General features: G+C 71.8%; 17 protein-coding genes and 1 tRNA gene. 10 read left to right on the forward strand and 8 right to left on the reverse strand.

Annotation, left to right across the window (positions count from 1 at the left end; all coding sequences use genetic code 11):
* The first annotated feature begins 342 nt into the window (after positions 1 to 342).
* From NX794_RS22290 to NX794_RS22310, 5 genes are all read left to right on the forward strand, one after another.
* Positions 343 to 1,575 (forward strand): branched-chain amino acid ABC transporter substrate-binding protein, encoded by a 1,233-nt coding sequence (locus NX794_RS22290; protein ID WP_258780479.1) that lies wholly within the window; start codon positions 343 to 345, stop codon positions 1,573 to 1,575.
* A gap of 115 nt (positions 1,576 to 1,690) precedes the next feature.
* Positions 1,691 to 2,620: a branched-chain amino acid ABC transporter permease gene (locus tag NX794_RS22295; RefSeq protein ID WP_258780480.1), complete on the forward strand. Its 930-nt coding sequence runs from the start codon at positions 1,691 to 1,693 to the stop codon at positions 2,618 to 2,620.
* 5 nt (positions 2,621 to 2,625) lie between these two features.
* Positions 2,626 to 4,452 (forward strand): branched-chain amino acid ABC transporter permease, encoded by a 1,827-nt coding sequence (locus NX794_RS22300; RefSeq protein ID WP_258780482.1) that lies wholly within the window; start codon positions 2,626 to 2,628, stop codon positions 4,450 to 4,452.
* 5 nt (positions 4,453 to 4,457) lie between these two features.
* On the forward strand, positions 4,458 to 5,366 hold the full coding sequence (locus NX794_RS22305; protein ID WP_258780483.1) for an ABC transporter ATP-binding protein: 909 nt from the start codon (positions 4,458 to 4,460) through the stop codon (positions 5,364 to 5,366).
* Positions 5,366 to 6,082, forward strand: coding sequence for an ABC transporter ATP-binding protein (locus NX794_RS22310; RefSeq protein ID WP_258780484.1), 717 nt, complete (start codon positions 5,366 to 5,368; stop codon positions 6,080 to 6,082). The genes NX794_RS22305 and NX794_RS22310 overlap by 1 nt, the downstream gene beginning before the upstream one ends.
* Before the next feature lie 69 nt (positions 6,083 to 6,151).
* Here NX794_RS22310 and NX794_RS22315 read toward each other — a convergent pair whose 3' ends face one another.
* Positions 6,152 to 6,808 carry an ANTAR domain-containing response regulator gene (locus NX794_RS22315; RefSeq protein WP_258780486.1) on the reverse strand — a complete coding sequence of 219 codons (657 nt, stop codon included), beginning with the start codon at positions 6,806 to 6,808 and terminating at the stop codon, positions 6,152 to 6,154.
* Between the two features lie 101 nt (positions 6,809 to 6,909).
* On the opposite strand from NX794_RS22315, the gene NX794_RS22320 reads away from it, so the two are divergent.
* Positions 6,910 to 6,984: transfer RNA gene (locus tag NX794_RS22320), tRNA-Leu, on the forward strand.
* Between the two features lie 71 nt (positions 6,985 to 7,055).
* On the opposite strand, the gene pyk is transcribed toward NX794_RS22320, so the two are convergent.
* Entirely contained in the window at positions 7,056 to 8,495 is a 1,440-nt protein-coding gene (pyk, locus tag NX794_RS22325; protein WP_258780488.1) for a pyruvate kinase, read from the reverse strand.
* Positions 8,496 to 8,730: 235 nt separating this feature from the next.
* Between pyk and NX794_RS22330 the strand changes: the two genes are divergently transcribed.
* Positions 8,731 to 10,539, forward strand: a complete 1,809-nt coding sequence (locus tag NX794_RS22330) for a bifunctional metallophosphatase/5'-nucleotidase (protein ID WP_258780489.1) — start codon at positions 8,731 to 8,733, stop codon at positions 10,537 to 10,539.
* Positions 10,540 to 10,555: 16 nt separating this feature from the next.
* Here NX794_RS22330 and NX794_RS22335 read toward each other — a convergent pair whose 3' ends face one another.
* A complete protein-coding gene (locus NX794_RS22335) occupies positions 10,556 to 11,962 on the reverse strand; it encodes a lysine N(6)-hydroxylase/L-ornithine N(5)-oxygenase family protein (RefSeq protein ID WP_258780490.1) in 1,407 nt (468 codons plus the stop codon).
* Complete coding sequence (locus NX794_RS22340) at positions 11,959 to 13,320, reverse strand: pyridoxal phosphate-dependent decarboxylase family protein (RefSeq protein WP_258780491.1); 1,362 nt, start codon at positions 13,318 to 13,320, stop codon at positions 11,959 to 11,961. The genes NX794_RS22335 and NX794_RS22340 overlap by 4 nt, the downstream gene beginning before the upstream one ends.
* Before the next feature lie 162 nt (positions 13,321 to 13,482).
* Here NX794_RS22340 and NX794_RS22345 point away from each other — a divergent pair, with 162 nt between their 5' ends.
* On the forward strand, positions 13,483 to 14,028 hold the full coding sequence (locus tag NX794_RS22345; protein ID WP_258780492.1) for a GNAT family N-acetyltransferase: 546 nt from the start codon (positions 13,483 to 13,485) through the stop codon (positions 14,026 to 14,028).
* 25 nt (positions 14,029 to 14,053) lie between these two features.
* On the opposite strand, the gene pepN is transcribed toward NX794_RS22345, so the two are convergent.
* The 3 genes from pepN to NX794_RS22360 form a co-directional block, all read right to left on the reverse strand.
* A complete protein-coding gene (gene pepN / locus NX794_RS22350) occupies positions 14,054 to 16,540 on the reverse strand; it encodes an aminopeptidase N (RefSeq protein ID WP_258780493.1) in 2,487 nt (828 codons plus the stop codon).
* Positions 16,541 to 16,610: 70 nt separating this feature from the next.
* The gene (locus NX794_RS22355) at positions 16,611 to 16,943 is read right to left on the reverse strand and encodes a chorismate mutase (protein ID WP_258780494.1); all 333 of its coding nucleotides are present in this window, start codon (positions 16,941 to 16,943) and stop codon (positions 16,611 to 16,613) included.
* Positions 16,944 to 16,976: 33 nt separating this feature from the next.
* Positions 16,977 to 17,867, reverse strand: a complete 891-nt coding sequence (locus NX794_RS22360) for a helix-turn-helix domain-containing protein (RefSeq protein ID WP_258780495.1) — start codon at positions 17,865 to 17,867, stop codon at positions 16,977 to 16,979.
* A gap of 143 nt (positions 17,868 to 18,010) precedes the next feature.
* Between NX794_RS22360 and NX794_RS22365 the strand changes: the two genes are divergently transcribed.
* Together NX794_RS22365 and NX794_RS22370 are read left to right on the forward strand one after the other, a co-directional pair.
* Positions 18,011 to 19,762, forward strand: a complete 1,752-nt coding sequence (locus NX794_RS22365) for a glycoside hydrolase family 35 protein (protein ID WP_258780496.1) — start codon at positions 18,011 to 18,013, stop codon at positions 19,760 to 19,762.
* 53 nt (positions 19,763 to 19,815) lie between these two features.
* The gene (locus tag NX794_RS22370) at positions 19,816 to 20,700 is read left to right on the forward strand and encodes a hypothetical protein (protein ID WP_258780498.1); all 885 of its coding nucleotides are present in this window, start codon (positions 19,816 to 19,818) and stop codon (positions 20,698 to 20,700) included.
* 3 nt (positions 20,701 to 20,703) lie between these two features.
* Here the strand turns inward: NX794_RS22370 and NX794_RS22375 are convergent, their stop codons facing one another.
* Positions 20,704 to 21,444 carry a vWA domain-containing protein gene (locus NX794_RS22375; RefSeq protein WP_258780499.1) on the reverse strand — a complete coding sequence of 247 codons (741 nt, stop codon included), beginning with the start codon at positions 21,442 to 21,444 and terminating at the stop codon, positions 20,704 to 20,706.
* Positions 21,445 to 21,564 lie beyond the last annotated feature (120 nt).

The following is a 21,564-nucleotide window of genomic DNA, read 5'->3' on the forward strand; positions in this document are numbered from 1 at the left end:
GCCCACCGCCTCTCCGAAGCCCTGAAAGTAGCTTGCGGCAACGGCTGAAGGTAATCAGCAAAACGCCTGAGACACCTGGAATGATCATGGCCGGTGCTGGGAGTTCTCAGAATGCGGACACCGCGAATCCCCCTGAATTCCACCGTTCTTCCCTTCGCGCACCGCTCCGCAATACGTCGTGTCATAACAAGAGCGTCACAGCCTCGGTCAGACACTCCTCCACGTTCCCCACACACGCTTAGAGTCACGGCCAGTCACCGCGCCATCGGATTAACACTTCAGCGCGGCGCGCGACTCGACCGCTTCCATGGGGATGCGGTTGTTCCGGGGAAAGGACTGATCGTGCGTCAACGTTCGCTTATCGCCATCACCGCCGCGCTGGCGGCGGGAGCGCTCACCCTCACCGCCTGCGGTTCGCGCGACAGCGGCGACAAGGGCTCGGACTCCGGCAGCGGCGGCACCACCGTCGTCATCGGTGTCGACGCCCCGCTGACCGGCGACCTGTCCGCCATGGGCCTCGGGATCAAGAACTCCGCGGACCTCGCCGCCAAGAACGCCAACAAGAAGAACTACGTCAAGGGCGTCACCTTCAAGATCAAGGCCCTCGACGACCAGGCGCAGCCGTCCGCCGGCCAGCAGAACGCGTCCTCGTTCGTCTCGGACAAGGACACGCTGGGTGTCGTCGGCCCGCTGAACTCCTCGGTCGCCGAGTCGATGCAGAAGGTCTTCGACGACGCCAAGCTGGTCCAGGTGTCCCCGGCCAACACCGGCCCCGCCCTGACCCAGGGCGCGGACTGGCAGAACAAGAAGGTCCGCCCGTACAAGGCGTACTTCCGCACCGCGACCACGGACGCCATCCAGGGCCCGTTCGCCGCGCAGTACGTCTACAACACGGCCAAGAAGAAGAAGGTCTTCGTCATCGACGACAAGAAGACCTACGGCGCGGGCCTGGCCGCCACCTTCACGGACGAGTTCAAGAAGCTCGGCGGCAAGGTGGTCGGCACCGAGCACATCAACCCGGACGCCAAGGACTTCTCCGCGATCGCCACCAAGGTGAAGAACTCGGGCGCCGAGGTCGTCTACTACGGCGGCGAGTACCCGCAGGCCGGCCCGCTGAGCAAGCAGATCAAGGCCGCCGGCGCGAAGATCCCGCTGGTCGGCGGTGACGGCATCAAGGACGACACCTTCATGAAGCTGGCCGGCGCCGACAGCACCGGCGACCTCGCCACCTCGGTCGGCGCCCCGGTCGAGGACCTGCCCTCGGCCAAGCAGTTCGTCTCCGACTACAAGGACGCCGGCTACAAGGAGGAGTACTCGGCCTACGGCGGCTACTCCTACGACTCCGCCTGGGCGGTCATCGAGGCTGTGAAGAAGGTCGTCGACGACAACGGCGGCAAGCTGCCCTCCGACGCCCGCGCCAAGGTCACCGAGGCCGTGCAGAACGTCTCCTTCGACGGTGTGACCGGCAAGGTCTCCTTCGACGAGTTCGGCGACGCGACCAACAAGCAGCTCACGGTGTACGCCGTGAAGAACGGTGCCTGGGCGCCCGTCAAGTCCGGTACCTTCACCGGCTGATCCACCGCCCGCACCACTCCATGAGCCGCGCGGGGCGCTGTTCCACTGGCGCCCCGCGCGGACTCGCATCCGGCCTACATCCGTCACACTTTCCGAACGTCTCGGAGGACATGCGGTGAACGAACTGCCGCAGCAGCTGGTCAACGGCCTGCTACTGGGATCCATGTACGGGCTGGTCGCCATCGGCTACACGATGGTCTATGGCATTGTCCAGCTCATCAACTTCGCCCACGGCGAGATATTCATGACGGGAGCGTTCGGCGCTCTCACCGTTTGGCTCTGGCTTCCCGGCGGCACCACCATGTGGATCGCGCTGCCCCTGATGATCGTCGGCGCCGTCGTCGTCTCGGTCGCCATCGCCGTCGGGGCGGAACGGTTCGCCTACCGGCCCCTGCGCACCGCGCCCCGCCTCGCGCCGCTCATCACGGCCATCGGTCTCTCGCTCGCGCTCCAGCAGGCGGTGTGGGCCTGGTACCCGGAGGCCAAGTCCGCGCGCACCTTCCCGCAGATCTCCGGCGGCCCCTTCGAGATCGGCAGTGTCACCATCCAGACCGGCGACATCTTCCTGGTCGCCGCCGCCCCGATCAGCATGGCGATCCTCGCCTACTTCGTGATGAAGACCCGGACCGGACGCGGTATGCAGGCCACCGCCCAGGACCCGGACACCGCCAAGCTGATGGGCGTCAACACCGACCGCATCATCGTGATCGCGTTCGCCCTCGGCGCCGCGTTCGCCGCCGTCGGAGCCGTCGCCTACGGCCTGAAGTACGGCGAGATCAACTTCCGCATGGGCTTCATCCTCGGCCTGAAGGCGTTCACCGCGGCCGTCCTCGGCGGCATCGGCAACATCTACGGCGCCATGATCGGCGGCGTGGTCCTCGGTGTGGCCGAGACCCTCGCCACCGCCTACATCGCCGACATCCCGGGCATGGACAAGTTCGGCAGCCAGACCTGGGCCGACGTCTGGGCCTTCGTACTCCTCATCCTCGTACTGCTGTTCAGGCCGCAGGGCCTGCTCGGCGAGCGCGTCGCGGACAGGGCGTGACTTCGATGACCACACAGACCACCGCACCCGAGACCCCCAGCGCCCCCGCCGCCAAAGCCCCGGCCGGCCTGCTGCCCCTGCCCGAGAAGGCCGCCCGCGGCCTCGCCCTCGGCGGCAGCGCGCTGACCGTCCTCTCCACCTTCCTCGCCTGGACGTGGACCGCCGACTTCCCCGGTGACCTCACCGTCTACGGCTACCCGGGCGGACTCCAGGTCCTCGTCCTCATCGGCGCCCTGCTCGCCACCCTCCTCGCCGTCGCCTCCTACGGCGTGCGCGGCCTCGGCCGGCTGGTGCCCGCCGGCCCCGACGCGGCCCTGCGGTTCGCCACCCTGGCCGCCTTCGCCACCACCTGGTACACGGTCCTGTCGATCAGCAGCGAACTCGGCGGGCTCGTCAACCTGGAGCCCGGCGGCATCCTGGCCGCCGTGGCCAGCCTCGCCGCCTTCGCCGGCGCGCTCGCCCTGCCGTTCCAGCGGCCCGAGCCCGACCCGATCGACCCGGACGACACGGGCTGGGAGAAGACCAAGCACAGCCTCGGGCACACGTGGCAGACGACCAAGGCCGTGTTCGCCGGCGGGGCCCCGCGTCCCGTGGGCAAGCTGCCGTCGTACGCCGAGATCCTCATCATCGTCGCGGTCCTCGCGCTCGGCCTGACCGTCTTCACCTACGGCATCGGCACCGAGTACGACGAGCTGTTCATCGGCTTCCTGATCACCGCCGGCTTCGCGTTCGCCGCCCTCAACAAGGCGGGACTGATCGCGCAGGCCTCGCAGATCACCGCCCGGCACCAGAACATCACCGTCTGCGGCGCCTTCGTCGCGGCGGCGCTGTTCCCCTTCACCCAGACCGACGACCAGTACGCGACCCTCGGCGTCTACATCCTGATCTTCGCCACCGTCGCCCTCGGCCTGAACATCGTCGTCGGCCTCGCCGGCCTGCTCGACCTCGGCTACGTCGCCTTCCTCGGCGTCGGCGCCTACGCGGCGGCCCTGGTCTCCGGCTCCCCCAGCTCCCCCTTCGACGTGCACTTCCCGTTCTGGGCCGCCGTCCTGGTCGGCGCCGCCGCCTCGCTGGTCTTCGGCGTCCTCATCGGCGCCCCGACCCTGCGGCTGCGCGGCGACTACCTGGCCATCGTCACCCTCGGCTTCGGTGAGATCTTCCGGATCACGGCCAACAACCTGGACGGCACCTCAGGACCGGACATCACCAACGGCTCCAACGGCATCTCCTCGATCCCGAACATCAACGTCCTCGGCTTCGACTTCGGCAACCAGCACGACGTCGGCGGCTTCACCATCGGACGGTTCGCGAACTACTTCTTCCTGATGCTGATCATCACCGCGGTCGTGGTGCTGGTCTTCCGCCGCAGCGGCAACTCCCGCATCGGCCGCGCCTGGGTCGCCATCCGCGAGGACGAGACCGCCGCGCTCGCCATGGGCATCAACGGCTTCCGGGTCAAGCTCATCGCCTTCGCCGTCGGCGCCTCGCTGGCCGGTCTCGCCGGCACCGTCCAGGCCCACGTCACCTACACCGTGACGCCCGAGCAGTACCTGTTCGCCGGCGCCATCCCGCCGAACTCGGCCTTCCTGCTGGCCGCGGTCGTCCTCGGCGGCATGGGCACCATCAGCGGCCCGCTGATCGGCGCGGCCCTGCTCTTCCTGATCCCGAACAAGCTCCAGTTCCTGGGCAACTACCAGCTCTTCGCCTTCGGAGTCGCGCTCATCCTGCTGATGCGGTTCCGCCCCGAGGGCCTCATCCCCAACCGGCGCCGCCAGCTGGAGTTCCACGAGGACGCGGAAGCGCCCACCTCCCTGACGAAGGCGGGGGCCTGACCACCATGACCACCGACACCACCACCCAGGGCGGCGCGGCCGTGGCGCCGGCGCCCGGCGAGACCGTCCTCGACGCCCGCGGCGTGACCATGCGCTTCGGCGGCCTGACCGCCGTACGCGACGTCGACCTCACCGTCAACGCCGGCGAGATCGTCGGACTCATCGGCCCCAACGGCGCCGGCAAGACGACCTTCTTCAACTGCCTGACCGGCCTCTACGTCCCCACCGAGGGCGAGGTCCGCTACAAGGGCGCCGTCCTGCCGCCCAAGTCCTTCAAGGTCACCGCGGCCGGCATCGCCCGCACCTTCCAGAACATCCGGCTGTTCGCCAACATGACCGTCCTGGAGAACGTCCTGGTCGGCCGGCACACCCGCACCAAGGAGGGCTTCTGGTCCGCCGTCCTGCGCGGCCCCGGCTTCCACCGGGCCGAGAAGGCCTCCCGGGACCGGGCCATGGAACTGCTGGCGTTCGTCGGCCTCGACCACAAGGCCGAACACCTCGCCCGCAACCTCCCCTACGGCGAGCAGCGCAAGCTGGAGATCGCCCGCGCCCTGGCCAGCGAGCCCGGACTGCTGCTGCTGGACGAGCCGACCGCCGGCATGAACCCGCAGGAGACCCGGACCACCGAGGAACTCGTCTTCGCCATCCGGGACATGGGCATCGCCGTCCTCGTCATCGAGCACGACATGCGCTTCATCTTCAACCTGTGCGACCGGGTCGCCGTCCTCGTGCAGGGCGAGAAGCTGGTCGAGGGCGACAGCGCCACCGTCCAGGGCGACGAGCGGGTGGTCGCCGCCTACCTGGGCGAGCCCTACGAGGACGCGCCCGGCGCCGAGGAGGTGGCCGAGGTGGAGGCCGCCGAGGCAGGGGCCGAGACCACCGCGCACGCCGCGCCCGGCAAGGAGAACGACTGATGACCGCACTGCTGGAAGTGGAGGACCTGCGGGTCGCCTACGGCAAGATCGAGGCCGTCAAGGGCATCTCGTTCAAGGTCGACGCCGGTCAGGTGGTCACCCTCATCGGCACCAACGGCGCCGGCAAGACCACCACCCTGCGCACGCTGTCCGGGCTGCTGAAGCCGGTCGGCGGACAGATCCGGTTCAACGGCAAGTCGCTGAAGAAGGTGCCGGCGCACCAGATCGTGTCGCTGGGGCTCGCCCACTCCCCCGAGGGGCGGCACATCTTCCCGCGCATGACCATCGAGGACAACCTGCGACTCGGCGCGTTCCTGCGCACCGACAAGCCGGGCATCGAGAAGGACATCCAGCGCGCCTACGACCTCTTCCCGATCCTCGGGGAGCGGCGCAAGCAGGCCGCGGGCACCCTCTCGGGCGGTGAGCAGCAGATGCTGGCGATGGGCCGGGCGCTGATGTCCCAGCCGAAGCTGCTGATGCTGGACGAGCCGTCGATGGGGCTGTCGCCGATCATGATGCAGAAGATCATGGCGACGATCGCCGAGCTGAAGTCCCAGGGCACCACGATCCTGCTGGTCGAGCAGAACGCGCAGGCCGCGCTCTCGCTGGCCGACCAGGGTCATGTCATGGAGATCGGCAACATCGTCCTGTCGGGCAGCGGGCAGAACCTGCTGCACGACGAGTCGGTGCGGAAGGCGTACCTCGGCGAGGACTGATCGCCTGGCCACGGCGGTGAGGCCCGCGTCCCCTTCCGGGGCGCGGGCCTCAGCCGTACGCGGGGACGCTCAGCCCTTCTTCGCGGATTTCTTCTCGTCGCTGTCCGTGATGACCGCCTCCGCGACCTGCTGCATCGACATGCGGCGGTCCATGGAGGTCTTCTGGATCCAGCGGAAGGCGGCCGGCTCGCTCAGGCCGTACTCGGTCTGGAGGATCGACTTGGCGCGGTCGACCAGCTTGCGGGTCTCCAGGCGCTGGGTGAGGTCGGCGACCTCCTGCTCCAGCTGCTTCAGCTCGGTGAAGCGGGAGACGGCCATCTCGATGGCGGGCACCACGTCGCTCTTGCTGAACGGCTTGACCAGGTACGCCATGGCACCGGCGTCCCGGGCGCGCTCGACCAGGTCGCGCTGCGAGAAGGCGGTGAGCATGAGGACCGGCGCGATGGACTCCTCGGCGATCTTCTCGGCCGCGGAGATGCCGTCCAGCTTGGGCATCTTCACGTCCAGGATGACCAGGTCCGGCTTGTGCTCACGGGCCAGCTCCACGGCCTGCTCGCCGTCCCCCGCCTCACCGACGACGGTGTACCCCTCCTCCTCCAGCATCTCTTTCAGGTCCAGCCGGATCAGGGCCTCGTCCTCGGCGATGACGACACGGGTCGTCAGCGGAGGCACGTGCGACTTGTCGTCGTCGGGCACGTCTACGGGCTGGGGCGACTCGGCGGTCACGGGTGGCTCCTCGTTCAGGGCAGGGGCACTGCTGACAAGAGCCTACCTAGCTACGGTATGGTGGACGCGCGGAGGGTCGGGGGAAGCCTTGGATTCTGCGAGCCCCGGTAGCCCAATTGGCAGCAGGCAACGGATTCAAAACCCGTACAGTGTCGGTTCGAGTCCGACTCGGGGCACTTTTCCTGGGATCCGAAGGTCAGGACTTTGCAGGGCCCCTCGGGTAGGGGCCCTTTCTCGTACCCCGGTGTCACGCCCCCGAGGTGTCGTCCTCGCCGATGTGGTGGACGCGGACCAGGTTGGTGGAGCCGGAGATTCCGGGTGGGGAGCCGGCGGTGATCACCACGGTGTCGCCCTTGGCGCAGCGGCCGTAGCGCAGGAGGAGTTCGTCGACCTGGTCGACCATGGCGTCCGTGGAGTCGACGTGCGGGCCGAGGAAGGTCTCGGCGCCCCAGGTGAGGCTGAGCTGGGAGCGGGTGGCGGGCTCGGGGGTGAAGGCGAGCAGCGGGATCGGCGAGCGGTAGCGGGACAGCCGGCGGGCGGTGTCCCCGGACTGGGTGAACGCGACCAGGAACTTCGCGCCGAGGAAGTCGCCCATCTCGGCCGCGGCCCGCGCGACCGCGCCGGCCTGGGTGCGCGGTTTGTTCCGCTCGGTCAGCGGCGGCAGCCCCTGCGCCAGCATGTCCTCCTCGGCCGCGGCGACGATCTTCGCCATGGTGCGCACGGTCTCGATGGCGTACCTGCCGACGCTGGTCTCGCCGGAGAGCATCACCGCGTCCGTGCCGTCCAGGACCGCGTTGGCGACGTCGGAGGCCTCGGCGCGGGTGGGCCGGGAGTTGTCGACCATGGAGTCGAGCATCTGGGTGGCGACGATGACCGGCTTGGCGTTGCGCCGGGCGAGCTTGACGGCGCGCTTCTGGACGATCGGCACCTGCTCCAGCGGCATCTCCACGCCGAGGTCGCCGCGGGCCACCATGATGCCGTCGAAGGCGGCCACGATGTCGTCGATGTTCTGCACGGCCTGCGGCTTCTCGATCTTCGCGATCACCGGGAGCCGCCGGCCCTCCTCGGCCATGATGCGGTGCACGCCCCGGATGTCGTCGCCGCTGCGGACGAAGGAGAGGGCGATGACGTCGAACCCGGTGCGCAGCGCCCAGCGCAGGTCCTCCTCGTCCTTCGGGGAGAGGGCGGGGACGGAGACGGCGACGCCGGGGAGGTTGAGGCCCTTGTGGTCGGAGACCAGACCGCCCTCGACCACCCGGGTGCGGACGCGGGGGCCGTCGACGGCGGTGACCTCCAGGCAGACCTTGCCGTCGTCGACGAGGACGCGTTCGCCGGGTGCGACGTCGGCGGCGAGTCCGCCGTAGGTCGTCCCGCACCGGTGGCGGTCGCCCGCGACGCCCTCCTCGACGGTGATGGTGAAGCTGTCGCCGCGTTCAAGGAGTACCGGGCCCTCGGCGAACCGGCCGAGCCGGATCTTCGGGCCTTGAAGGTCGGCGAGCAGTCCGACGCTGCGGCCGGTCTCGTCGGCGGCCTTGCGCACCCGCTGGTAGCGCTCCTCGTGCTCGGCGTGGGTGCCGTGGCTGAGGTTGAACCGGGCCACGTCCATTCCGGCCTCGACCAGTGCCTTGATCTGGTCGTACGAGTCGGTGGCGGGCCCCAGAGTACAGACGATCTTTGCTCGGCGCATGGTTCGAGCCTAGGCCTTACCCGTCGGTAGAGAATCCGGGCGGCATGACGACTCAACAACCTTTGCGTGAAGCGTTATTGACAAGTGTTGAAGTGTGCGACCACTCGCTCCGATGAGCGAATTCCCGGTCCGGGAACCCTGGCGTTCAGGGTCATGTTCAGGTCAGAATCTACGCGCGTCGTCACCGCGCGCCGCCACCCCGAACCCCGCCCCGAACCCCCGAGGAGAGCCCGAGATGCCGTTGAACCGCCGGAAGTTCCTGAAGAAGTCCGCCGTCACCGGAGCGGGAGTGGCGGTCGCCGGCGCGGCGGCGGCCCCAACGGCCGAGGCGGCCGAGCGGCACGAGCGCCCGGGACACCACGTGAAGCGGCACTCGCTGACCGTCATGGGCACGACCGACCTGCACGGCCACGTCTTCAACTGGGACTACTTCAAGGACGCCGAGTACACCGACCCGGCCGGCAACGCCACCGGCCTCGCCCGCATCTCCACCCTGGTGAACCAGGTGCGCGCCGAGAAGGGCCGCCGCAACACCCTGCTGCTGGACGCCGGCGACACCATCCAGGGCACCCCGCTGACCTACTACTACGCCAAGGTCGACCCGATCACCGCCAAGGGCGGCCCGGTGCACCCGATGGCGCAGGCGATGAACGCGATCGGCTACGACGCGGCGGCCCTCGGCAACCACGAGTTCAACTACGGCATCGAGACCCTGCGCACGTTCGAGGACCAGCTCGACTTCCCGCTGCTCGGCGCCAACGCGGTCGACGCCAAGACGCTGCGGCCGGCGTTCCCGCCGTACTTCGTCAAGACCTTCCACGTGCCCGGCGCGCGGCCGGTCAAGGTCGGGGTCCTCGGGCTCACCAACCCGGGCATCGCCATCTGGGACAAGGCCTACGTCCAGGGCAAGCTGAAGTTCGAGGGGCTTGAGGAGCAGGCCGCGAAGTGGGTGCCGAGGCTGCGGGCGCTCGGCGCCGACGTGGTCGTGGTCTCCGCGCACTCGGGCACGTCCGGCACCTCCTCGTACGGCGACCAGGTGCCGTACGTGGAGAACGCGGCGGCCAACGTGGCGCGGCAGGTGCCCGGTATCGACGCGATCCTGGTCGGCCACGCGCACGTGGAGATCCCGGAGCTGAAGGTCGTCAACGAGAAGACCGGGAAGACGGTCGTGCTGTCGGAGCCGCTGTGCTACGCCGAGCGGCTGACCCTGTTCGACATCGAGCTGGTGTACAAGCGGGGCCGCTGGGAGGTGGAGTCGGTCTCCGCCTCGCTGCGCAACTCCAACTCCGTCGCCGACGACCCGAAGATCACCCGGCTGTTGAAGGACGAGCACGCCAAGGTGGTGGCGTACGTCAACCAGGTGGTGGGCCGGGCGACCGAGACGCTGACCACGGTCGAGGCGCGGTACAAGGACGCCCCGATCATCGACCTGATCACCAAGGTGCAGGAGGACGTGGTCAAGGCCGCGCTGGCGGGCACCGAGTACGCCTCGCTGCCGGTGCTCGCGCAGGCCTCGCCGTTCTCCCGGACCTCGCAGATCCCGGCCGGCGACGTGACGATCCGGGACCTGTCGAGCCTGTACGTGTACGACAACACGCTGGTCGCCAAGCTGATGACGGGCGCCCAGGTGCGGGCCTACCTGGAGTACTCGGCGGGGTACTTCACGCAGACGGCGGCCGGCGCACCCGTCGACGTGGACAAGCTGACCAACGCCGGGGACCGCCCGGACTACAACTACGACTACGTCTCCGGTCTGTCGTACGACATCGACATCGCCCAGCCGGCCGGTTCGCGGATCAGGAACCTGACCCGCGGCGGTGCCCCGCTGGACGACGCGGCGCAGTTCGTGTTCGCCGTGAACAACTACCGGGCCAACGGCGGCGGCGCCTTCCCGGGTGTCGCCACGGCGAAGGAGCTGTGGTCGGAGTCGACGGAGATCCGCACCCGGATCGCCGAGTGGGTCACCGCCAAGGGCGTGCTGGACCCGAAGGACTTCGCCTCGGTGGACTGGAAGCTGACGCGGGACGGCACCCCCGTGTTCTGAGCCGCCGCCCCGCTCGTCACCGTTCGTCGACGAGCGGGGTCAGCCGTTTCTCCTGCCGGGATCCCGGCACCCGGGCCTCTTCCAGACCGAAGCTGGTGAAGGCGGTGCGGGTCGGCAGCGGGTAGGGGTCCTTGCCGGTCAGGGAGTTGAGGATGGTGGCGCTGCGCCAGGCGGCGAGGCCCAGGTCCGGGGCGCCGACGCCGTGGGTGTGCAGCTCGGCGTTCTGCACGTACACCGAGCCGGTGACGGAGGGGTCGAGGACCAGCCGGAAGTCCTCGTCGATGCGCGGGCGTTCGCTGCTGTCGCGGCGCAGATAGGGGTCGAGGCCGGCGAGCAGGCGGCCGAGGGGGCGCTCGCGGTAGCCGGTGGCGAGGACGACCGCGTCAGTGCTGAGCCGGGAGCGGCTGCCCTGCTGGAGGTGCTCCAGATGCAGCTCGATCTTGCTGGTGGCGATCCGGCCGGCGGTGCGGACCCGGACGCCGGGGGTGAGGACGGCGTCGGGCCAGCCGCCGTTCAGGGTGCGCCGATACAGCTCGTCGTGGATGGCGGCGAGGGTGCCGGCGTCGATGCCCTTGTGCAGCTGCCACTGGGCGGCGACGAGGCGGTCGCGGACCGGTTCGGCGAGGGCGTGGAAGTAGCGGGTGTAGTCGGGGGTGAAGTGCTCCAGGCCGAGTTTGGAGTACTCCATCGGCGCGAACGCCTCGGTGCGGCCGATCCAGTGCAGCTTCTCCTGGCCGTCGGGGCGGTGCCGGAGCAGGTCGAGGAAGATCTCGGCGCCCGACTGCCCCGAGCCGACGACGGTGACGTGTCCGGCGGCGAGGACGGTGGCGCGGTGGGCGAGGTAGTCGGCGGCGTGCACGACCGGGACGCCGGGCGCGTCCACGAGGGGCCGCAGCGGGTCGGGCACGTGGGGGGCGGTGCCGACGCCGAGGACGATGTTGCGGGTGTAGGTGCGGCCGAGGGCCTCGGCCTCGCCGGCGGGGTCGAGCTGGGTGTGGTCGACCTCGAAGACGTCCCGCTCGGGGTTCCAGCGGACGGCGTCGACCTGGTGGCGGAAGCGCAGCCCGGGGAGGTTCTCGGTGACCCAGCGGCAGTAGGCGTCGTACTCGGCGCGCTGGATGTGGAAGCGCTCGGCGAAGTAGAAGGGGAAGATCCGCTGGCGGGTCCTGAGGTAGTTCAGGAAGCTCCAGGGGCTGGTGGGATCGGCGAGGGTCACCAGGTCGGCGAGGAACGGGACCTGGATGGTGGCGCCCTCGATGAGCAGGCCGGGGTGCCAGTCGAAGCCGGGGCGCTGCTCGTAGAAGACCGCGTCGAGTTCGGCGAGCGGGTGGGCGAGCGCGGCCAGGGAGAGGTTGCAGGGGCCGATGCCGATGCCGACGAGGTCGCGGGGGGAGGCGGGCTCGGCGGGTGGGGGGATGGTCATCCGGTGGTCGTTCCTTCTACGAGTTTCAGCAGCTGGGCCAGGTCGTCGGGCCCGGTGCGGGGGTTGAGGAGGGTGGCCTTGAGCCAGAGCCGGCCGTCGAGCCGGGCGCGGCCCAGGACGGCCCGGCCCTCGTGCAGCAGGGTCCGGCGGACGGCGGCCACCTCGGCGTCGGTGGCGTCGGTGGGCCGGAACAGGACGGTGCTGATGGCGGGGCGGTCGTACAGCTCGAAGCCGGGGTGCGCGGCGATCAGGGCGGCGAACTCGCGGGCGCGGGCGCAGACCTGGTCGACCAGGGCGCCGAGTCCGGTGCGGCCGAGGGTCTTGAGGGTGACGGCGATCTTGAGGATGTCGGGGCGGCGGGTGGTGCGCAGGGAGCGGCCGAGCAGGTCGGGGAGGCCGGCCTCGGTGTCGTCGTCGGCGTTCAGGTAGTCGGCGCTCTGGTGGAGCGCGGCGGGTTCGCCGGGGTCGGCGAGGGCGAGGAGGCCGGCGGCGACCGGCTGCCAGCCGAGCTTGTGCAGGTCGAGGGTGACGGTGTCGGCGGCTTCGAGGCCGGCGAGCTGGTCGCGGTGGCGGTCGCTGAACAGCAGCCCACCGCCGTACGCCGCGTCGATGTGCAGACGGGTGCGGTGGGCGGCGCACAGGGCGGCGATCTCGGGCAGCGGGTCGATCAGGCCGGCGTCGGTGGTGCCGGCGGTGGCGGCGACCAGCAGGGGTCCGGACAGGGTGGTGAGGGCCTGGTCGAGGGCGGCCGGGTCGAGGGTGCCGCTCGGTGCCGGGACGACGACCGGTTCGGGCAGGCCGAGCAGCCAGGCGGCGCGGGGCAGGGAGTGGTGGGCGTTGGCGCCGCAGACCAGGCGGACACCGGCGCCGTGCGTCTCGCGGGCGAGCAGCAGGGCGAGTTGGTTGGACTCGGTGCCGCCGGTGGTGACGAGGGCGTCGGCGAGTCCGGCGGCGCGGGCGAGGGTGCGGGTGACCCGGGCTTCCAGGGCGGCGGCGGCCGGGGCCTGGTCCCAGGAGTCCAGGGACGGGTTGAGGGCGCTGACGGCGAGGTCGGCGGCGGTGGCCACGGCGAGCGGCGGGCAGTGCAGATGGGCCGCGCACAGCGGGTCGGCGGGGTCGGCGGCGCCCGCGGCGAGGGCGTGCACGAGGATCCGCAGGGCGTCGGGGTCGCCGGTGGCCGGCAGGATGTCGCCGGTGGCGAGGGCGAGGCGCGCGGCGACCTCCTCCGGGCCGCCGGCGGGCAGCGGGCCGCGGCGGGCCCGGGTGCCGGCCGCGAGCGCGTCGAGGACGGTGTCGAGCAACGGCCGCAGGGCGGCGGGGCCTTCGGGCCCTGAGGCGAGGGGCGGCGGCGTGCTCATGGGGTTCCTCCGCGGCGTGCCGACGTTTCTGTCCGGGGCTTCCAGCTTGTACGGGAAGCGGGCCGCGTGTCCCGGAAGGCCGGGAAGGAGTACCCGAAAGTGGGTACTGCCGTGCGAGGAAAACATGTCGGGTGCGGGGCCGTGCGCGCTAACCTCGCTCGAATGGCTGACGCGTGGAGGATCGACGTGCCCGGGGAGCGGGTGCTCGTACGCGACCTCGCCCCGGGCGACGAGGAAGCGCTGCTGACCCTGTTCGAGGAGTGCGAGGACTGGTTCGTGGCGGCGACGGGGCTGCCCTCGGGCCCCGGTGACGTGCAGAGCCTGTGCTACGCGCTGCCGGAGGGCGCGGATGCCGGAGACAAGGTGCTGCTGGTGCTGGAGCGGGACGGGGTGGTGGCCGGCGTGGTGGACGCCGTGCGGGACCACCCGGAGCCGGGGGCCGTGGCGGTGGGCGTGTTCCTGCTCGCGCCCTGGGCCCGCGGACGGGGTCTCGGCCGCGCCCTGGCCGCCTCGCTGCTCTCCCGCGTGCCGGACACCACCCTCGTGACGGCCACGGTCCCGCCCGGCTGGCCCCCCGGCGAACACTTCCTGCGCGCCCTGGGCTTCACCCTGGACTCCGACGTCCCGACCGCCTCCGCGGCCGACCGCCGACCGGGCCCGCGGGAGGGCGGGGTACGGCGGGCGGTGCTGCGGAGGCCCGGAGGGTAGGCAACCCTCCCCGGAACCGGCGGAGTTACTCGCCGTCCCCCCGTACCCGCAACGCCCGTGACAGGTCGTCGAGGCGGTCGGCGAGGGTGCGGTGGAGGGCCGGGGTGAGGTCGGTGTCGTGGAGGCAGGCCTCGCCGAGGCGGAGGTTCTCCGGGTCGACGGCGTGGGCCGGGAAGGCCCAGCGGCCGGCGGCGACGGCGATGGCGGGGCCGCGCCGGGCGGCGACGGCGACGGCGTCCTCGTAGAAGCGCGGCACGTACTCCCGTACCAGCTCGGCCTGTTCGGGCTGCCAGAAGCCCTGGGCGGTGGCCGTGAAGAGGTAGTTGGACAGGTCGTCGCCGGTGAACATGGCGTCCCAGGCGGTGCGCTTGGCGTCCGCGTCGGGCAGGGCGGCCCGGCAGCGGGCGGCGCCCTCCTGGCCCGCGGCGCTCGGGTCGCGCTCCAGCTCGGCGGCGATCGCGGCCGCGTCGGTGGCGCCGAGCACGGCGAGCCGGCCCAGGATGCGCCAGCGCAACTCGGGGTCGAGTTCCGGCCCGCCGGGGACGGTGCCGTCGGCGAGCCAGGCGGCGATGGTGTCCGGGTGGGCGGCCACCGCGATCAGGTGCCGTACGGCGATCAGGCGCAGGCCGGGGTGGTCGCCGTCCTCGGTGCGGCGCAGCAGGTCGCGGCAGAGGGAGGTGAGCGTGGCCAACGCGGCCGGGCGCTCCCCGGCCGGCAGGTACTGGTCGGCGATCTGCCCGGAGGCGAAGGCGAGGACGCCTTGGACGACGGCGAGGTCGCTCTCGCGCGGGAGGTGGGCGCGGGCCGTCTCCAGGTAGGCGTCGGGCGGGAGTTCGCCGTCGCGTACGGCGTCCCGCAGGGCGTTCCAGACGATCGCGCGGGTGAGCGGGTCGGGCAGGCCGGAGAGGCCGGTGCGCAGCGCCTCGAAGGACTCGGGGTCGAAGCGGACCTTGGCGTAGGTGAGGTCGCCGTCGTTGAGCAGGAGCAGCGCGGGGCGCTTGCCGAGGGGGTGCGGGGCGGCTCCCGGGACGTCCAGGTCGACGCGTTCGCGCAGCACCAGGCCGCCCTCGTCGGCGAGGTCGTGGTCGTACAGGCCGGCGGTGAGGCGGTGCGGGCGGCTGCCCGCGCGGTCGACGGTGAGCGCGCGGGTGCCGGCGTCGGCGGCGATCACGGGGGTGAGGGTGTCGACGCCGGTGGTGCGCAGCCAGGCGTCGGCCCAGGCGGGCACGTCGCGGTCGGTGGCCGAGGCGAGGGAGTCGATGAAGTCGGCCAGGGTGGCGTTGCCGAACTTGTGGCGCTGGAAGTGGGTGTTGATGCCGGCGAGGAAGTCCTTCTCGCCGAGCCAGGCGGCGAGCTGGCGCAGCGCGGAGGCGCCCTTGGCGTAGGAGATGCCGTCGAAGTTGAGCAGCGCGGAGGCGGTGTCGTCGACGTTCTCGGGGGCGACCGGGTGGGTGCTGGGGCGCTGGTCGGCGTCGTAGCCCCAGGCCTTGCGGGTGACGGCGAACTCGGTCCAGGGGCCGGTGAAGCGGGTGGCCTCGGCGGTGGTCTGGTAGCCCATGTACTCGGCGAAGGACTCGTTCAGCCAGATGTCGTCCCACCACTTGAGGGTGACGAGGTCGCCGAACCACATGTGGGCCATCTCGTGGGCGATGACCATGGCGCGGGTCTGCCGCTCGGTGTCGGTGACGGCGGAGCGGAAGACGAACTCGTCGCGGAAGGTGACCAGGCCCGGGTTCTCCATGGCGCCCGCGTTGAACTCGGGGACGAACGCCTGGTCGTAGGAGTCGAAGGGGTAGGGCTCCTCGAACTTCTCGTGGTAGCGGTCGAAGCACGCGCGCGTGATGTCGAAGATCTCGTCGGCGTCGGTGTCGAGGTGGGGCGCGAGGGAGCGGCGGCAGTGGATGCCGAAGGGCAGTCCGCGGTGCTCGGTGCGCACCGAGTGCCAGGGGCCGGCGGCGACGGCGGCGAGGTAGGTGGAGATCAGCGGGGTGGGCGCGGCCTGCCAGACGCCGTCGGGGCGCTGCTCGGTGACGCCGTTGGCGAGGACGGTCCAGCCCTGGGGCGCCCGCACGGAGATCTCGAAGACGGCCTTCAGGTCGGGCTGGTCGAAGGCGGCGAAGACCCGCTGGACGTCGTCCATGAACATCTGCGTGTAGACGTAGGTCTCGCCGTCGCTGGGGTCGGTGAAGCGGTGCATGCCCTCACCGGTGCGCGAGTAGCGCATGACCGCGTCGACCCGCAGTTCGTGCTCGCCGGCGCTGAGGCCGCGCAGCGGCAGCCGGCCCTCGGCGAGCGTCTCGGGGTCGAGGGGCCGGCCGTCGAGCGTGACGGCGCGCAGCTCGGTGGGCTTCAGCTCGACGAAGGTGTCCCCGGCCGACCGCGCGGTGAAGCGGATCGCGGTGCGGGAGCCGAAGGTCTCCTCACCGGTGGTGAGATCCAGTTCGACCGTGTAGCGGTGGACGGCGAGGAACTGTGCTCGGAGCTGCGCCTCATCGCGCGTGAGTACGGACATGCGGGCCATGCTGCCTGATCGGACCGACAGCGCACAGGGGCGGGCCGGTATACGGCCTTTGTCCGGCCGGTCAGTCGCCGTTGGTGTCCTCGGCGATGCGCTCGTGGTGCCGGATGACCTCGGCGATGATGAAGTTCAGGAACTTCTCGGCGAAGGCCGGGTCGAGCTTGGCGTTCTCGGCGAGGCGCCGCAGCCGCTCGATCTGGCGGCCCTCGCGCGCGGGGTCGGCGGGCGGCAGCTGGTGCACGGCCTTGAGCCTGCCGACCTGCTGGGTGGCCTTGAAGCGTTCGGCGAGCATGTGGACGACGGCGGCGTCGATGTTGTCGATGCTGTCGCGCAGCCGCTCCAGTTCCTGGCGGACCTCGGAGGCCATGTCACCGCTTCCGGTGTTGCTGGTGGTCATAGGGGTCAACCCTAGGGGTTCGCCGGGCGCCGGCTACCGGGTGTCCGGGGAGTGGATCATCGGCGGGTGCGCGGGGTCGGGGACGCGGTCGCTCCAGCCGCCGGGGACGGTGCGGCCCTGCTGGGCGCGGAAGCGGACCGGGGCGAGGCCGACGCGGCGGGTGAACAGGCGGGAGAAGTAGGCGGGGTCGTCGTAGCCGACGCGGCGGGCGACGGCGGCGACGGGCAGGTCGGTGCCGGCGAGCAGGTCCTTGGCGCGGCCGAGGCGGATGCCGAGCAGGTAGTCCTTGGGGCTGCACCCGGCGGCCCGGCGGACGGCGCCGCGCAGTTCGGCGGGGGTCATGCCGTGCCGGGCGGCGTGGTCGGCGACGCTCATCGGGGTGCAGGCGTCCCGGGCGAGGGCTTCGAGCACCTGGTCGCCGTCGGGGGCGAGGTCGGCGCGGGCCCGGCGCAGGGCGACGAGGAGTTCGTGCACGGCGGCGCCGGTCTCCACCTCCAGCAGGGGGTTGCCGCGACGGGCGGCGCGGGCGATGCGGGCGATCACCGCGCGCGGGGCGGCGGCGTCGGAGAGCGGGACGACGGGCCGCTCGGGTTCGATGTAGCCGAGTTCGGTGTAGGTGGCGGTGGCGGGGCCGGCGAAGTCGACGAAGCCCTCGTCCCAGCCGGTGTCCGGGTCGGGCCCGTAGTGGTGGGGCACGCCGGGGGTGAGCCAGAGCAGGGCGGGCGCCGTGACGGTCGCCCGGCGGCCGTCGGCGCCCCGGTACCAGCCGCGGCCGGCGCTGATGACGACGGCCACGTGGTGGCCGAGGGTGCGGGGGCCGACCGTGGGCAGCGCGCCGTGCTGGAGGCCGACGCCGAGACAGGCCAGGCCCAGCCGGTGGTGGGCGGGGCCGGGGCTGAGGAACCGCATCCAGGTCTGGTACACCGGTGCTCCTCCCGGGGCCGTTGCTGAATCCAAGGGGTGGGCGCGGGCGCCGGTGGGGGGCCGGTGCGCGCGGGTGCGTTTGTCCAAGCGGTGCCGATCTTCGTCCATGGCGCCGGGCCACCGCCAGGGGTGAGGCTGGGCGCATGAGCGAGTTCACGGTGGGGGAATCGGAGTTCCGGCTGGACGGGCGGCCGGTGCGGCTGCTGTCCGGCGCGTTGCACTACTTCCGGGTGCACGAGGACCAGTGGGGACACCGGCTGGCGACGCTGCGGGCGATGGGCCTGAACTGCGTGGAGACGTACGTCCCGTGGAACCTGCACGAGCCGGTCCGGGGGCGGCACCGGGACGTCGGGGCGGTGGGCCGGTTCCTGGACGCGGTGCGGGCGGCGGGCCTGTGGGCGATCGTGCGGCCGGGGCCGTACATCTGCGCCGAGTGGGAGAACGGCGGGGTGCCGGCCTGGCTGACGGGCGAGGCGGGCCCCCGCGCGCGTACCCGGGACGCCCGCTGGATGTCCCCGGTGCGGGACTGGTTCGGCCGGCTGCTGCCCGAGATCGTCCCCCGGCAGGCCGACCGGGGCGGGCCGGTGCTGATGGTGCAGGTGGAGAACGAGTACGGCAGCTACGGCAGCGACACCGGCTATCTGGCGGAGCTGGCCGCGCTGCTGCGCGCGGAGGGGGTGACGGTGCCGCTGTTCACCTCGGACGGCCCCGAGGACCACATGCTGACCGGCGGCTCGCTGCCCGGGGTGCTCGCCACGGTGAACTTCGGCTCCCACGCGCGCGCGGCGTTCGGGACGCTGCGCCGGCACCGACCCGGGGGGCCGCTGATGTGTATGGAGTTCTGGTGCGGCTGGTTCGACCACTGGGGCGGCGAGCATGTCGCGCGGGACCCGGGCGAGGCCGCCGGGGCGCTGCGGGAGATCCTGGAGTGCGGCGCGTCGGTGAACCTCTACATGGCGCACGGCGGCACCAGTTTCGGGGGCTGGGCGGGGGCCAACCGGGGCGGGGAGCTGCACGAGGGGGAGTTCCGGCCGGACGTGACGTCGTACGACTACGACGCGCCGGTGGACGAGTACGGCCGCCCGACGGAGAAGTTCCACCGCTTCCGCGAGGTGCTGGCGGACTATGCCGACGGACCGCTGCCGGACCCGCCCCCACCGCTCGCCGTCCTGGAGGCACCGGCCGAGGCTGCGCTCACCGGCTGGGCGCCCCTGGACGCCGTACTGGAGGCGCTGGGCGGCCCGGAGACCGTGACCCCGATGCCACCGGCCTTCGAGGACCTCGGGGTCACCCGGGGCCTGGTGCGGTACGCGGTGGACGTGCCCGGGCCCCGGCAGCCGTACCCGCTGAGCGTGCGCGGGCTCCGGGACCTCGCCACGGTGTACGTCGACGGCGAGCCGGCCGGGGTGCTGACCGAGGCGGAGCCGGGGCTGAAGGCGCCGGTCGCGGGCCCCGCGCGCGTGGAGCTGTGGGTCGAGTCGCTGGGGCGGGTGAACTACGGGCCGCGCGGTGGCGAGCCGAAGGGCCTGACCGGCGGCATCCTGCACGAGCGGCAGTACCTGCACCGGGTGCGCGCGCGGGGCCTGGACCTGGACGCCTTCGAGGAGGGCGTGGCGCGGGTACCCTTCCGGGATCTCCCCGAGGGGGGCGGGCCCGGCCTGTACCGGGGCACGCTGACCGTGCGCGGCGCCGGGGACGCGCGGCTGGAGCTGCCCGGCCGGACCCGGGGCTTCGCCTGGCTCAACGGCTTCAACCTGGGCCGCTACTGGTCCGCGGGGCCCCAGCGGTCCCTGTACGTGCCGGGACCGGTGCTGCGCGAGGGCGCGAACGAGCTGTGGCTCCTCGACCTGGCGGAGACCGAGGCGGACCGGCCGCCGCGACTGCTGCCGGTGTGAGCGGGTCCCGCCTACAGTGGAGGGGGTGTTCCAGCGTCTTTGGGGGTGCGGACGTGGCCGACGGCGGACCGGTCGAGCACGGCTTCCCGCACCTGGAGACGGTACGGGCCGCGATCACCGCGCTGTACCGGCGGCTGTCCTACGACACCGTCAGCACGTTCTCGGCCAGCCTGGCCCCGGCCGACGTGGCGTTCCGCGACATCGACGACCTGCACCTGGGCGCGCAGCGGGTGGCCCGGGAGGTCGTGCGGCACTTCCGGCTGCCGGACGCCCGGCTGATCGTCGGCTTCCGGGAGATGACGCACGCGGCGAACGTCGAACTGACGGCGGGCCCCGAGTACTTCGTGGAGCTGAACGACCGTTTCCGCACCCACCGCCGGGACATCGGCGCGGCCCTCGCGCACGAGGTGGCCCACGTCTACCTGCACCGCCTGGACCTCGCCTTCCCGACGACGGCGGAGAACGAGATCCTCACGGACACGGTGACGACATATCTGGGCGCGGGCTGGCTGCTGCTGGACGCGTTCCGGCAGGACGGGGTCTCCTCGCAGAAGCTCGGCTATCTCACCCCGGAGGAGTTCGGCTACGTCCTGGCCAAGCGGGCGCTGCTCTTCGGCGAGGACCCGGCGGTGTGGTTCACCAGCGCGGAGGCTTGCACCGCCTACACCAAGGGCCTGGCCCGGGCCCGCCAGGACACCCGGCAGCCACCCCTGACCGCGGCCGGCTGGGCGGCCCGGCGCCGCTACGCCCACGACCGCCGGCACTCCCCCGCCACCCAGCCGACGGCCCCCTACACCTTCTCCCCCGACCCCGACTCCGGCCACCTCCGCGTCTCCTTCCCCTGCCCCACCTGCCACCAGCGCATCAGGGTCCCGGTACGGGGCCGGGTCAGGGCACGGTGCGGGTTGTGCCGGACGGTGCTGGAGTGCGACACCTAGGGGTCACCCCGCTCTTTCCGGGTCACCGCCCACGATTCCCGCGGCCCGCGCGGCCATGAGCCAGTGCGGGAACTCCGCGACGAGCCGGTCGTACAGCGCGTCGTCGGAGACTCGGCGCGGGTCCCGGCCGGCGTGGAAGAAGCCGGCGTTGTCCACGACCCGGGTGGCGGGCACCGGCAGTTCGTCCAGACGGCGCAGGAAGTCGAACTGCGCGCCGTCCGGATCGCCGAAGCCGACGAACTGCCAGAACAGCGGCAGCCTGGCCGCCTTGCACAGATAGCGTTCGGCGGCGGCCCGGCTGGTGGGGCCGCCGTCGGTCTGGAAGACCACGAAGGCGGGGTCGGTGGCGCCGCTGTCGAGGTAGTGGTCGATGACGGCGTCCATCGCCAGGTGGTAGTTGGTGCGTCCCATGTGCCCGAGCCCGGCGGCGATCCGCTCCATGCGGCCCTCGTGAGCGCCCAGCTCGATGTCGGCGACCGCGTCGACGTCGGTGGAGAAGAACACCACGGGCACCCGGCCGTCGTCGTCCAGGTGCGCCGACAGCCCGAGCACCCGCTCGGCGAGTGCCTGCACGGTGCCGTCCCGGTAGTACGGCCGCATCGAGCCGGAGTGGTCGACGACCAGGTAGACGGCGGCGCGCAGTCCGTCCAGGCCGTGCTTGCGCAGCGACACCCCGGCGGATCGGTAGGCGCCCACGAGGGCGGGCGCGGCCTCCAGCACCTTGTCCAGACTGATCGCGGCCATGGTGTCCCCCCTACGGCTGTCCAGGGGGCGAGCCTACGCCGTGGTCCTCGAACCCGGACATGCGGCGGCGCCCGCCCTGGTGTCCGGTCGGGGACGAGTGGGCAGGCGCCGTCGGCGGGG

Origin of the sequence: Streptomyces pyxinicus, from assembly GCF_024753135.1 — a bacterium.
Lineage (GTDB): Bacteria > Actinomycetota > Actinomycetes > Streptomycetales > Streptomycetaceae > Streptomyces > Streptomyces pyxinicus.